Source organism: Ruminococcus sp. (assembly GCF_016287535.1).
In the GTDB taxonomy this organism is placed as follows: Bacteria; Bacillota; Clostridia; order Oscillospirales; family Ruminococcaceae; genus Ruminococcus.
In genome coordinates this window covers 21,843-35,057 of record NZ_JAEFAJ010000015.1, presented here as the reverse complement: position 1 = coordinate 35,057, position 13,215 = coordinate 21,843, and the positions used below count along the sequence as shown (strand labels likewise).

The 13,215-nt window shown below is 44.0% G+C and carries 14 protein-coding genes; 9 read left to right on the top strand and 5 right to left on the bottom strand.

What is annotated here, in order from left to right:
* Nucleotides 1–17 precede the first annotated feature (17 nt).
* Together QZZ36_RS07365 and serS are read left to right on the top strand one after the other, a co-directional pair.
* On the top strand, nucleotides 18–872 hold the full coding sequence (locus QZZ36_RS07365) for a ParB/RepB/Spo0J family partition protein (RefSeq protein ID WP_295079241.1): 855 nt from the start codon (nucleotides 18–20) through the stop codon (nucleotides 870–872).
* Between the two features lie 11 nt (nucleotides 873–883).
* Nucleotides 884–2,176, top strand: coding sequence for a serine--tRNA ligase (serS, locus tag QZZ36_RS07360; protein ID WP_295079239.1), 1,293 nt, complete (start codon nucleotides 884–886; stop codon nucleotides 2,174–2,176).
* A 192-nt stretch (nucleotides 2,177–2,368) separates the two neighbouring features.
* Here serS and QZZ36_RS07355 read toward each other — a convergent pair whose 3' ends face one another.
* Nucleotides 2,369–2,470 carry a DUF3789 domain-containing protein gene (locus QZZ36_RS07355; protein WP_295079236.1) on the bottom strand — a complete coding sequence of 34 codons (102 nt, stop codon included), beginning with the start codon at nucleotides 2,468–2,470 and terminating at the stop codon, nucleotides 2,369–2,371.
* A gap of 395 nt (nucleotides 2,471–2,865) precedes the next feature.
* Between QZZ36_RS07355 and QZZ36_RS07350 the strand changes: the two genes are divergently transcribed.
* The 6 genes from QZZ36_RS07350 to QZZ36_RS07325 all read left to right on the top strand — a co-directional run bounded on the left by QZZ36_RS07350 (nucleotide 2,866) and on the right by QZZ36_RS07325 (nucleotide 7,500).
* Entirely contained in the window at nucleotides 2,866–4,023 is a 1,158-nt protein-coding gene (locus tag QZZ36_RS07350; protein WP_295079198.1) for an FprA family A-type flavoprotein, read from the top strand.
* A 21-nt stretch (nucleotides 4,024–4,044) separates the two neighbouring features.
* Nucleotides 4,045–4,248 (top strand): ferredoxin-thioredoxin reductase catalytic domain-containing protein, encoded by a 204-nt coding sequence (locus QZZ36_RS07345; protein WP_295079195.1) that lies wholly within the window; start codon nucleotides 4,045–4,047, stop codon nucleotides 4,246–4,248.
* A 25-nt stretch (nucleotides 4,249–4,273) separates the two neighbouring features.
* Nucleotides 4,274–4,594 (top strand): thioredoxin, encoded by a 321-nt coding sequence (gene trxA, locus QZZ36_RS07340; RefSeq protein ID WP_295079192.1) that lies wholly within the window; start codon nucleotides 4,274–4,276, stop codon nucleotides 4,592–4,594.
* Between the two features lie 185 nt (nucleotides 4,595–4,779).
* Nucleotides 4,780–5,277, top strand: a complete 498-nt coding sequence (locus tag QZZ36_RS07335) for an RNA polymerase sigma factor (RefSeq protein ID WP_295079189.1) — start codon at nucleotides 4,780–4,782, stop codon at nucleotides 5,275–5,277.
* Nucleotides 5,264–6,646, top strand: coding sequence for a hypothetical protein (locus tag QZZ36_RS07330; RefSeq protein WP_295079186.1), 1,383 nt, complete (start codon nucleotides 5,264–5,266; stop codon nucleotides 6,644–6,646). Before QZZ36_RS07335 ends, QZZ36_RS07330 begins: the two co-directional genes overlap by 14 nt.
* 107 nt (nucleotides 6,647–6,753) lie before the next feature.
* Nucleotides 6,754–7,500, top strand: a complete 747-nt coding sequence (locus QZZ36_RS07325) for an exodeoxyribonuclease III (protein ID WP_295079183.1) — start codon at nucleotides 6,754–6,756, stop codon at nucleotides 7,498–7,500.
* 301 nt (nucleotides 7,501–7,801) lie between these two features.
* On the opposite strand, the gene QZZ36_RS07320 is transcribed toward QZZ36_RS07325, so the two are convergent.
* Nucleotides 7,802–8,242, bottom strand: coding sequence for a hypothetical protein (locus QZZ36_RS07320; RefSeq protein WP_295079180.1), 441 nt, complete (start codon nucleotides 8,240–8,242; stop codon nucleotides 7,802–7,804).
* A 262-nt stretch (nucleotides 8,243–8,504) separates the two neighbouring features.
* A complete protein-coding gene (locus QZZ36_RS07315) occupies nucleotides 8,505–9,608 on the bottom strand; it encodes a metallophosphoesterase (RefSeq protein WP_295079177.1) in 1,104 nt (367 codons plus the stop codon).
* A gap of 233 nt (nucleotides 9,609–9,841) precedes the next feature.
* On the opposite strand from QZZ36_RS07315, the gene QZZ36_RS07310 reads away from it, so the two are divergent.
* The gene (locus QZZ36_RS07310; RefSeq protein WP_295079173.1) at nucleotides 9,842–11,035 is read left to right on the top strand and encodes a glycoside hydrolase family 5 protein; all 1,194 of its coding nucleotides are present in this window, start codon (nucleotides 9,842–9,844) and stop codon (nucleotides 11,033–11,035) included.
* A 67-nt stretch (nucleotides 11,036–11,102) separates the two neighbouring features.
* On the opposite strand, the gene QZZ36_RS07305 is transcribed toward QZZ36_RS07310, so the two are convergent.
* Together QZZ36_RS07305 and QZZ36_RS07300 are read right to left on the bottom strand one after the other, a co-directional pair.
* Nucleotides 11,103–12,449, bottom strand: coding sequence for a hypothetical protein (locus tag QZZ36_RS07305; protein WP_295079170.1), 1,347 nt, complete (start codon nucleotides 12,447–12,449; stop codon nucleotides 11,103–11,105).
* Nucleotides 12,446–13,024 (bottom strand): sigma-70 family RNA polymerase sigma factor, encoded by a 579-nt coding sequence (locus QZZ36_RS07300; protein ID WP_295079167.1) that lies wholly within the window; start codon nucleotides 13,022–13,024, stop codon nucleotides 12,446–12,448. The genes QZZ36_RS07305 and QZZ36_RS07300 overlap by 4 nt, the downstream gene beginning before the upstream one ends.
* Nucleotides 13,025–13,215: the final 191 nt, after the last annotated feature.

The window sequence follows — 13,215 nt, the reverse complement described above, 5'->3', positions numbered from 1 at the left end:
CGAATGAGGTTTGAACTATGGCAAAAGGTGGTTTAGGCATGGGCTTTGATTCACTTTTCAGTGACAATGCCACTGAAGTACAGGTGAAAAAGACCCTGCGCACTGCTGAATTGGAACCTAACAGAGATCAGCCCCGTAAGGCGTTCAGCGACGAGGCGATAACTGCTCTTGCGGATTCTATCCGTGAACACGGTATGCTTCAGCCTATACTTGTTCGTCCGATAAAATCCGGAGGATATCAGATAGTAGCAGGCGAGAGAAGATGGCGTGCCGCAAGAATGGCAGGCCTTGAAGAAGTTCCTGTCACGATCCGGGAACTCAGTGATCTCGAAACAATGCAGATCGCGATCATTGAGAACCTTCAGCGTGAAAATCTCAATCCTGTTGAAGAAGCTGCCGGCTACAGCGATCTTATCGAGAAGTACGGCATGACACAGGAAAAGGTAGCAAAGATGGTAGGACGATCCCGTTCAGCGGTCGCAAATGCGGTGAGAATACTTTCTCTGCCGGACAGAGTGCTGAAAATGGTAGAAAACGGGGATATCTCCGCAGGTCACGCAAGAGCGCTGCTTGGCTTTGAGGACGAGGAAATGCTCATTGCAACGGCTCTCAGAGCTGCTGACGGCGGACTGACTGTCCGTCAGGTTGAAAAGGCTGCGCAGAAATCTGCGGAACATAGTGAAGAGGCTTCCGCTGAGAAGTCAAACAAGAAAATTGATAATTATTTTAAAGAAATGGAACTCTCGCTAAACGAGCGCCTTGGCAGAAAAGTCAAAGTCGATTACGGAAAGAACAAGGGAGTGCTCGTTCTTGAATTCTATGACAAAAATGACCTCGCTGCGCTGGCTGAAAAGCTTGCGAAAGAGGACTAAGGAGAATAAATATGATAGACATTAAGCTTATAAGAACCAATCCGGAACTCGTTAAGGAAAACATAAAGAAGAAGTTTCAGGACGACAAGCTGGAGCTTGTTGACAAGGTAATTGAACTGGACAAGCAGTACAGAGAGACCAAGGTAGCCTGCGACAATCTCAGAAACACACGTAATGTAAAGAGCAAAGAGATCGGCGGACTTATGAAGAACGGTCAGAAGGAAGAGGCTGAAAAGGTAAAGGCTGAGGTTACTGCAATGGGCAAGGAGCTCGAAGAAAAGGAGCAGCTCGAATTAAAGCTTGAAGCTGATATCCGCGAGATCATGCTTGTTATCCCGAACATTATCGACGAGACAGTTCCGATAGGCAAGGACGATACGGAGAACGTAGAGGTAGAGCGTTTCGGCGAGCCTGCTGTTCCCGCATTTGAGGTGCCTTACCACGTTGATATAATGGAAAAGGTCAACGGTATCGACATCGACAGCGCGCGCAAGACCAGCGGCAACGGCTTCTACTATCTCTGCGGCGATATTGCACAGCTCCAGAGCTGCATACTCTCTTACGCAAGAGACTTCATGATAGACAAGGGTTTCACATACTATATTCCTCCGTTTATGATAAGAAGCAACGTCGTTACAGGCGTTATGAGCTTCGCTGAAATGGAAGGCATGATGTACAAGATAGAAGGGGAGGACCTCTACCTTATCGGTACTTCCGAGCATTCTATGATAGGCAAGTTCATTGATACCATAGTTCCTGAGGAGGAGCTCCCGAAAACTCTCACAAGCTATTCTCCCTGCTTCCGTAAGGAGGTAGGCGCTCACGGTATTGAGGAGCGCGGCGTATACCGTATACACCAGTTTGAAAAGCAGGAAATGGTAGTCGTCTGTAAACCTGAGGAGTCTATGGACTGGTTCCACAAGCTCTACAGCTATACAGTTGAGTTCTTCCGCACACTTGATATACCTGTACGTACTCTTGAATGCTGTTCTGGAGACCTTGCGGACCTGAAGGTAAAGTCTATAGATGTAGAGGCATGGTCGCCCCGTCAGAAGAAATATTTCGAGGTGGGAAGCTGCTCAAATCTCGGCGACGCACAGGCAAGACGTCTTGGTATCAGAGTAAAGGCTGAGGACGGCAGCAAGTATTTTGCGCATACGCTCAATAATACAGTTGTTGCTCCTCCGAGAATGCTTATCGCATTCCTCGAAAACAATCTCAACGAGGACGGTTCTATCCGTATACCAAAGGCTCTCCAGTCTTATATGCGCAAGGACATCATAAAAGTTCCTGAAAAGAAGTAAGAGTGATCTAAAGCGGTACAGTTTATCTGTACCGCTTTTTTGTATGATGATGTTTATGTAGGGACGACCATTGGTCGTCCGTTGGTATAATGACAAATCAAGGCGGACGCCCACTGGGCGTCCATACAGCGCGTTCTTGTTATTTATTGTGTAAGGCACGGGCTGCCAAAGGCAGCTCCTACAAGCTAAAGGCTAATTAATATGCTCGTCGCCCCACTTTGCCGCTGTACAGAGGCACATCGTTACAACGCCTATCGTTCCGCCGAACATACCGCCTAACAGAAAATTAAGCATAGATCTCTCCTTTACTTGAATAGCGTATGACGGGAGCAGAGACACTCCGTCCACCAAACAATGAACCTAAAATAAAACTTATCATTCTATCACTCTTTTTTATTTAAGCTGATATTATTATGTGCGTTTTTTCTTTTTATAATCATCATGGAGCATGGATATTTCCGCCTCAAACAGACATACTATAGGAAAAATCTTTAAATTTGTTGCAAATATCACTTTTCATCGACTTGTATTTATGGTATAATAAATGCAAATACATTTATTATATTTGATCAAATGCCCTTGCAGATACGCAAATCAGAGATTTGCTCCCTGCAATCGGGCAATTATATCATAAAGCTTCGCTTATATGATATAATGATCCCATAAATCAAGAAATGAGGTATTTACCAATGAATAAAATAACAAATGATATATACTATATAGGTGTGGACGATCATGAAGTAGACCTTTTTGAAGGACAGTACGATGTACCCAACGGCATGGCTTACAACTCATACATCATCTCTGATGAGAAAACAGCTGTTTTTGACACCGTTGACGGCAGGTTCACATCTGAATGGCTCGATAATATCACAGAGGTCCTTGCAGACCGCAAGCCTGATTATATCATAGTTCAGCATATGGAGCCCGACCACTCCGCAAATCTTAAAAGTTTCCTCGAAAAGTATCCGGATACTACCGTTGTAGGCAACGCAAAGACTTTCGGCATGATAGAGAATTTCTTCGAGGGACTTGCTATAGCAAACAAGCTTGAGGTCAAGGAAGGGGAGAAGCTCTCACTCGGCAAGCATGAGCTCAGCTTTGTATTTGCTCCCATGGTACACTGGCCGGAGGTAATGTTCACCTACGACAGCACAGATAAGGTACTTTTCTCTGCCGACGCTTTCGGAAAGTTCGGCGCTCTCGACACTGACGAGGACTGGGCTTGCGAGGCTCGCCGCTACTACTTCGGTATCGTAGGAAAGTACGGGATGCAGGTACAGGCTGTACTGAAAAAGGCAGGAGCGCTTGATATACAGACTATATGCCCTCTCCACGGACCTGTTTTAAATGAAAATCTCGGCTATTATCTCGGACTTTACAATACATGGTCAAGCTACGGCGTTGAGTCTGAGGGTATATTCATTGCTTATACTTCCGTATACGGCAACACAAAGAAGGCTGCGGAGCTTCTCAAGGAAAAGCTCGAAGCTAAGGGCTGTCCTAAGGTCGCAATTGCGGACCTGGCGAGAGAGGATATGGCTGAATCAGTTGAGGACGCATTCCGCTACGGAAAGCTTGTCATAGCTACAACTACCTATAACGCCGATATATTCCCGTTCATGAAGCATTTTATTCTCGACCTCACCGAGAGAAACTATCAGAACCGCACTATCGGTATCATCGAGAACGGAAGCTGGGCTCCGGTTGCGGCTAAGACGATAAAGGCAATGTTCGAGAAGTCGAAGAATATCACATTCACCGATACTACAGTAACGCTCAAATCAGCTGTAAAGGCTGCAAATATCGCTGAGATAGAGGCGCTTGCGGACGAGCTGATGAAATAATGATCCAAAGGGGGACTAAGCGTGAAGATTACACTCAATCCCGACAAAGAAGTAGTTGACAGAATAAAGGAAGGTCTGAAGCAGAAGGACGGCTACTGTCCGTGCAGACTGGCAAAGACTCCTGAAAACAAGTGTATGTGCAAGGAGTTCCGCGACCAGATAGCAGATCCGGATTTTGAAGGTTTCTGTCACTGTATGCTGTATTATAAATCACTGGAAGACTAAAGGTGTTCCGGACAGGAGGTTCAGTATGAATGAAGTAGTTATAACAAAAGAAAACTTTCAGAGGGAAGTGCTCCAGTACAGGGATACACCCGTTCTTCTCGATTTCTGGGCAATGTGGTGCGGACCCTGTATGGCACTTGGCCCGATAATCGAACAGATCGCTGACGAATACAAAGGCAGGCTGAAGGTCGGCAAGGTAAATGTTGACGAGCAGCCCGAACTTGCGTCAGCTTTCAGAGTTGAGAGCATACCTATGCTGGCGGTAGTCAGGGACGGCAAGCTTGCAGAACAGGCTGTCGGACTTCGTCCAAAGGAAGATATTCTCAAATTAGTAGGATTAAAGTAATTATCAAAGCTCACTGATGAAAGTCGGTGAGCTTTACTGTTTTAGGGGCGCACAGCGTGGGCGCCGTTCCCTACATTTCGGGCGGATAATATCCGCCCCTATAAATTTTTTGCAAATTGCACGGAAATGCTCTCCACGATTGTATATATTAGTGAAGCGACGCTTCTGAGGAAAGGAGGAATACCATGAATGATAATTCAGCGCTGTACGCATTCAATAAATTCGGCGACACTGTTCTGCGGACTGCCTTTGCCATGACAGGAAGCTATCAGGAAGCAGAGGACATAACGCAGGAGGTCTTTCTGACCCTCCATGCAAAGCCGCAGAGCTTCGACAGTGACGAACACCTTAAAGCATGGCTGCTTAGGTCAGCCATAAACCGCTGCAGAAACTACAGAAAAAGCGCCCGTATACTGAGAAATTCTCCCCTTGACGATGAGCTCGCAAATACTCTCAGCTGCGAATTTACTCCGAGAGACAGTGAGATAAGAGATATGATAGCAAAGCTCCCCGGAAAGTACGCAGCGGTGATATTCCTTTATTACTATGAGGAATACACCGTAAAGGAGATAGCTTCGCTTATGGGAAAGAACGAAAATACGGTCAGCTCGCTTTTGCAGCGCGGAAGAAAAAAACTAAGGACAGAGCTTGAAAGGGAGGGTTTCATATATGAAACGAGATGAGTATAACGGCTTTCTCCGCAAGATAAAGTGCAGCGGCGAGTTCCGCAGCCGTATGCAGGAAAAGCTCAGCTCACCTGTGCTTGAAATGCATGAGTACGGTGACAGCGTAAGCGGTACGGACGTTATCACAGGAAGACAGTACCGTGGCAGGATAGCGGCAATAGCGGCGTCATTCGCCCTTGTATGCGGAGCTGTTGGCGGCGGAGCATATCAGCTTGCACGTATGAACAATAAAACAGAAGAAGGTACAAATATATCAAAATCAGTACAATATGCTTCAATATACGATTTTATGAAAGCAAATAAAGCATATTTCAATACGGATATCGTCTTATGGGAAGATCAAAGCGGCAATATCTTCACCAAGGAAAATGTTGATACAGAAAAGTTCTTTGATTACATGGACAAGTTCAATATGTCAGCTGAGATAGAAAAAGAGGACTTCACCTCAACACTGAGAGGTATCAAATTATACTTCGATTGCAGGACAGGTGAATTAAATGATTACTGCTTTGCCTTTGAACTGTATGATAACGGCTGTTATATACTGCGACAGAATGATAAGGGCAAGACTGTAAAAGATGATGAACGGGAAACCTACCACTGCTTTACCGACGGCGATAAGGTCTTTCATGATATCCTGAATATGTATGTTGACGGGGAGACTATTGAGATATTTGACAGAGTTACGCATAAGGAGCTCGAAAACGAGATAAGCAACGGCTTCAAGAACAACCCATACGACAAAGCGTACTACTATATAGCAGACGAAAACAGGCAGGAAGAATATACTCTTACAGGCAGAGAAGAATTTGCAAACGAGCTCATGGCGTTTGAATGGGAAAGAGCGCCTATAAGAAGCGGCGATGTAAACAGCTATGATTTTGGTTTTGTTGCAGCAGAGGACGGCTATATGCAGTTCAGCAGCGGAAGGACATACAAGCTTAAAAACGACAGCGACCTTGAAGCCTACAATGCTGTTCTGAGAAAGCACCTTATAAAAAAGGAATTCGGAGAAGCTGTTTCTGAGGAAGATATAAGGAATGCATTTGCTGATGACTCCGACAATGAAGCGCAGTATTTTGACGAAGCAGAGCACAAAAGCAAATTCTATAGCTTTGATGAAAGTGACTTTGAAAGCTTTAAGGAAAAGGTCGCTTCTCTGGAGTGGGAGAGCTGTTCAAAGGTCGAATTCGGAATTGATGGTGTGTTAACTGTGAAGAAATGCATGATCGAGCGTAAGGGAGTTCTTATCCCTGCAAACAATTCATTTTCGTGCTATAAGCTGAAAAATGAAAGCGATATCCCGGAGTTTCGGAAGATAGTTGACGGTTTCATGGAAAGCTTTGAAGAGATACAGGGCGAATAAGCCAAATGAACGATAGAAAGTTGCTATTTATAAAAAACTATGCTATAATATAAGAAAGTCTCCGCAGTCGGTATGGCTGCGGAGAAATTTTTTCCGGAGGTATAACAATGAAGCTCATATCATGGAACGTCAACGGCTTCCGCGCTTGTTTGCAGAAGGGCTTTGAGGACTTCTTCAAGGCTGCGGACGCTGATATATTCTGCTTGCAGGAGACAAAAATGCAGCCCGATCAGGCGGATTTCACGCCGGAGGGCTATCACATATACTTTCACAGCGCCGTAAAGAAAGGCTACTCAGGAACTGCCGTATTCAGCAAGACAGAGCCGATTTCTGTCACCTATGGCATAAATGGCACTCATCTTGACGAGGGTCGTGTTATAACCTGTGAGTACGAGGACTTCTATTTCGTCTGCTGCTATGTGCCAAACGCTCAGGACGGCCTGAAACGTATCGACTACCGAATGGAATTTGAGGACGATATGAGGGCTTATCTCTCGGAGCTTGACAAAAAGAAGCCTGTTGTCTACTGCGGTGACCTCAACGTAGCTCACGAAGATATAGACCTGAAAAATCCCAAGACCAACCGCGGCAACGCAGGCTTTTCCGACGAGGAGAGAGGCAAGTTCACGGAGCTTCTCGGCGCAGGCTTTACGGATACATTCCGCAGACTGTATCCCGATACTGTTACATACTCATGGTGGTCTTACCGCTTCAAGGCCCGTGAAAAGAACGCAGGCTGGCGCATAGACTATTTCGTGGTCTCAGACAGGTTTATGGAGCGGGTGAAAAACTCCGAGATACTTACAGATGTAATGGGCAGCGACCACTGTCCTGTGATGCTTACCGTTGAATGAGTGAGTAGTGAGTAGAAAGTAGTGAGTAGTATGGGCGGATATTATCCGCCCACGCCTTACGAAACAAATAACATGAACCCATGTAGGGGCGAACATCGTTCGCCCGTAAACACCTCAACATCGCCCGCATGAATAACGTTAATCTCCAAACGGGCGCACACTGTGCGTTTCTCTTAGCGGAACAAACACGCGCCAAACCGAATAGTAAATAAAGCCGATACATTATGTATCGGCTTTTATATAGTCAAAGAATTATGTATATGCAGTACTAAGACCAAATGAATACTAAATCCACATTTGATCAACTATTTTTTAGATTTTTTAAATAATCTTTTAAATAGACGCTTGCCTCTTTATCATTTTCATTTATTTCTTTTAAATATTTATATATATCAGTGCTGTCTTCATTATAGCTTTCTAAAGAAATAAATTTATCATACTTTTTGACTTTACAGAATTTAAAGTTACTCAAAGAGTATATCGTAACGTTTTCTGTATCACATAAAAGTAATATATTATCATCAGGCTTATAATATTGTATTCTCCATGAAAAGTTGCTATTTTTGTTTGACAACCTAGTTTTTCCAAGTATATCATCTGTAGTGATGATAAATTCATCTCCCATTTCAGTTGTAATAATGCGAGTATTTTCTTTTTTTGTTTTTTCACGCTGATAATTGATCAAGTAACCTGTTCCTAAAAATAGTACTAGTATTAAAAGAAATATAGCTTTACCTTTCATCTTCTTTTTCCTTTCCATTTTGAATATATGTTACAAAAGCATACACCAAAGCCTCACTTTCTTCTTTAGTTACTATATTCGGTATTTCAAGAGTATAATGTATGCCATTTTCATCAATATAATAATTGCTTAAAAAAATATCAGTTAAATTTTTTCCATTGATAGTTTCATTGGCAGCTCCACCCGCTTTCCGTCCTTTTCATAGAAGCCTTCGGCAGTTATTTTTATTGCCTCGTTTGCAACTGCGATATTGTTCATAAGCTCACTCCTTACCTGTGATGTCGATAACGTTGTACTCGGAAACAGTACCTGTCTTGAATGGTATAGCCCAGCCCGAAATTCCCGAAGTCACGATAAAATCTGTATTTCCGCGGACCGTATGGCCGTATACGAAATCGTTTGCCTTTATCCAAAGGCCGATATATCCCGAGGGCCATATATGACCGCCGTGAGTGTGTCCCGAGTACACAAGGTCAACCTTTGCCGCAGCCTCTTTGTCATAGTCGTTTGGCTGGTGATCCAGCACGAGTGTGTACACATCGGGAGCGATATCCTTTGTAAGCTCGGCAATATCCTTTCGGGACTCGTCGTGCTTGTCCCGCCTGCCTGTTATTGCGAAATTATCCGTTACCATTACGGCTTCGTCCTCAAGTATGGTCACATTATTCTTTTTGAGCTCCGCATACATGTCTTCAAGAGAGAAGTCGCGGTATCCCTGCATATAGCCCTGATCGTGGTTGCCGCTGACGAAGTAAACTCCGTAAGTGGTATCAAGCTTTCCGAGAGCCTTGCAGGCTTTTATCATATCGTCACGTCTGGAGTCGTCGTCAACGAAATCTCCTGCGATCACTACGATATCGGGAGATTCCTCCTGCATACGCTTTATTTCCCTTGTCATGCCGTCTCCGTCGAGAGTGATACCGATATGTGAGTCTGCAAATCCGACTATGCGCAGACTTCCGCCTGATATGGCTTTATCGGTATTTATGATATAGTGCTTAGGAACAACATGGTGCGCGTTGTACCAGCCTATGCAAAGGTATAGCGCCGTGAAAAGTATCACGTATATGCCCTCGATGCTGTACCGGCGTTCTTTTTTTGTGATCTTTCCTGCTATGTGCGCGATAAGGTCGGCGATAAGCCAGAATATTATGAGATGAAGCATTATCACGATGACACTGTAAAAATTTATGAAGCCGAAACAGGCGATACCGCCCAGCGGCAGGATGCTTGCAAGCCAGGAGAGCTTCCTGTGCTTTTCGCTCAGCCTTTTAATGAAGCTGAAGCGGTGAAACCGCGTTATAAGATAAAAAGCGCCGCCTATGCACATCAGCAGCAGTATCAGAAAAAGTAAGAGCCAGAACATATTGTTTCCCCCTGAGATATGGCTGTGCTATCATATCGTTTTTTATATAGTGTCTAATTTAAATATATCAGTTTTAAGGGAAGATGTCAAGCTATGGATAAAAAAGCAGCTTTTTTGTTGCAAATAATCTTCTCTGTTATATATATGGTTGAAATCAGCGTATATGTATGATATAATATGTGTAAGATTTTTAGGTGTAATGTTTGTTTTTGGTCAGTAAAAGGGGGTGCGGCATGAGCGCAGGAATCGGGGATATCAGTATATCCGCTGCTGAGATAGCGGAAAAAATGGGCGCAGGCTGGAACTACGGAAATACTCTTGAGGCAAATTTCGGCGGGATCCCCGACGAGACCGTATGGGGCAATCCCAAGGCTTCTCAGGAAATGGTCGACACTGTCGCTGAGGCAGGATTTGAGACTGTAAGGATACCGATATCCTATCTGGGCAAGATAGATGACAGCAACGGCTATAAGATAAATGATGAATGGCTCGAACGTATAGCAGAGGTAGTTGATTACTGCTATAACAGGGGAATGTTCGTTATAATAAATATGCACGGCGACGGTTACCACACTATAAACGGAGGCTGGCTACTCTGTGACAGTGAGGATCAGAAATATGTAAAGGAAAAGTTCGCGGCTGTATGGCGGCAGGTAGCGCTGCGTTTCGCGGACTATGACGAGCATCTTATATTTGAGTGCATGAATGAGGTATTCGACGGGATATACCATGATCCTGTACCGGAATACTATGAGAATATAAACGACTACGATCAGATATTCGTGGATACTGTCCGCAGCGCCGGAGGCTGCAATACACACCGCTGGCTTCTTGTCGCCGGCTGGAATACGGATATAAAATATACCTGCGGGAATTACGGCTTCAGGTTCCCTGATGACAGCGGAAATACCGCCTCCGAGGGAAGGCTCATGCTTTCGGTGCACTGCTATGATCCGTGGGAGTACTGCGGCGACAATATGAAAAAGATATTCCTTTGGGGCGAAAAAGGACAGGAAATAATAGAAGCGGCAAATATAGACCCTATATACGACGCGGACTGGGGCGAGGAGGAGCATATAAAGGCTCAGCTCTCAATGCTCAGGGAAAGATATGTCGATAGGGGTATCCCTGTAGTTATAGGGGAGTTCGGCTGTATCGACAAGACCTTTGAACATTCGGTGCTTCCTGACAGGATAGCGGAGAACCGCGCTTATTATGACGGTTTTTTTGCCGGAACTGCCGCAATAAACGGTATAGTTCCGGTTTACTGGGACAATGGCTACAACGGTCCCAACGGCTTCGGACTTTTTGACCGCCGCAAGCTCACACAGACACAGCCTGAACTTATCGAGGCTATAGTATGCGGCGTGAAGAACAAGGATCCCATGTCGGGACGAAGCGCATATATCGACAGGTATACAGGATAAGGGTAAAACAGCAACGGCGTGATAAAGAAATTTATCACGCCGTTGTTTTTTGGGGCATTGCAATTTATCAGTTGATTTCCTTTATTTCTACATTTTCATAATTGAATCCGACAGATAAGTGATAGTCGGGCTTTCCTGTATTTATATCATATTTGTCTGTTACCGTGGTAACATCTGCTGTAAAGTCGAGTACGGGTTTACCGTTTGCGTTATCTTTTACTATATAATGTACAGTAAATCCGTAGTTATAATTGTGGCTGATGATATCGACATCTTCATATGGAATATAGTCGACGTTAAGGTCCATATTTTTATATTTGGCATCGACATTTTTAAAGTAGTATTCTACTGCTCTTTCGGCATTAAGATCGATATTGCCGTCTTCAGTTATACCGCTTATTTTCCATTTGCCGTCTTCTTTCTCAAATGAGAATGTGAGCGGATTGCCTGCCTTTGAATTTGTCGCACTACAGATAGGGCTGTACAGTCCGCATCTTACAGCAGAAAATGTTTCGTCTCCGTTTTCGGTTATTGCCGGCTGATCGCTGTATGTCTGATAATCATCTTTTACATTTCTCGTACATACGTAAAGACCGCCTCTGTATTCTATATAAACTGAGGTATTGCTGTCGAATTCTCCGAGAATATCCACGGTGTCGCCGTTTTCGTACTGACTGTAGTCGTTATGATCGAAGAACATCGACGGGAAGAAATCCAGTTTAAAGTTGAAATCTCCTGTACTGTATCCGGTGCCTCCGTTTTCTACAAGATCATTATAGAAATCCTCAGTACATATTTCCTTTAATGCGTTCATGAAGTCATCCGGTGAAGTGAATCCGGGCTCGGTAACTCTCGCGAAGTCGGTCATAGTGCCGTAGATATCGAAGCTCTTAACATCATTTGGATCATAAGCTACATGGTAGTAGAATTTGCCGCATACATCTGCAAATCTGTCTGTGAGATCAAGGGCAATAGCATCTTTTGATTCCTCTGAAGGTACCGTGGTCGGTTCTGTTGTTGTATCCGTAGTTGTTCCGGTGACAGCAGTTGTTGTATTATTTGTTGCTGCTTCACCTGTTGCTGATGTAGTGGGTACCTCGTTGGAGTGATTCATTCTGCTGTTGCGGCTGATTATCATAAAGCTGCCTGAGAGACCTCCTATCATCAGTACCAGTGCGGCAGCCGCGCTGGCGTATTTATACCATGCTGGACGCTTGTATCGTTCAACACCGCTTACAGCTTCCTCATCAATATCATTATCTGTAGCTGCATTCAAGTTGTTTTCTATGTTGTACTTTCTTTCACTCATAGCAAATATTCTCTCCTTCTCATCGTCACTGAGTACGGGGAAGTCCTGAGCGATCCTGTCTATATCCATATCGTCCAACTTCATGAAAAGATCATTTTTATTCATATCAATCCCTCCCTGCCTATACCTGCTTCGGCAAGCAGCGTTTTAAGCTTCTGCTTTGCGCGGCTGCTGCGTTTCTGCACGGCTGAGGCTGTCATTGAAATGCTTTGTGATATTTCCTTAGCAGTCCGATTGTAATAGTATTGCTGTATTATTATAGTAGAATCGGGTTCGCCCAGCTCTTTTATCTTTTTCAGGATAATGCTGGATTGTTCTTGTTTTTCCGCATTTTCCACGATTCTCTCATCTGAGCTGAACTCTTTAGTGTCATCGTCGTCTATTGAAATGCTCCGTATATTTTTCAGATTGAGACTGCGGTAAGCGTCGATCGCTGTGTTACGTGATATAGCGGCGATAAAGCCTTTGATATCCCCTGAAAAGTCAGTATCCTTATCGAGCCGCTTGTATATTTTCAAAAAAACATCGCTGACGCAGTCTTCTATATCCTCGCGTGAACCGCTGTTTCGCAGAACATTCATAACAATGGCGTATACATAATTACAGTAATTATCAAAGATCGCTCTGTGACATTTTTGCACTGATTCTGACATAAGCAGACGCAGTTCATTTTCTGTCATCTGGAACTCCTCCTTTATTGAATGCATTCGTAAGTATAATCGAAACATAGCCCTTATTTCAGACATATTATTCTAACATTTTTTGCGAAAAATAGCAAGCTTTTTGTAAAACAGAAAAAAATTATTGAAAAACGATAATTTTCTATTGACAAATGATATTTTGTGTGCTATACTATAGTTACAGTAAAACA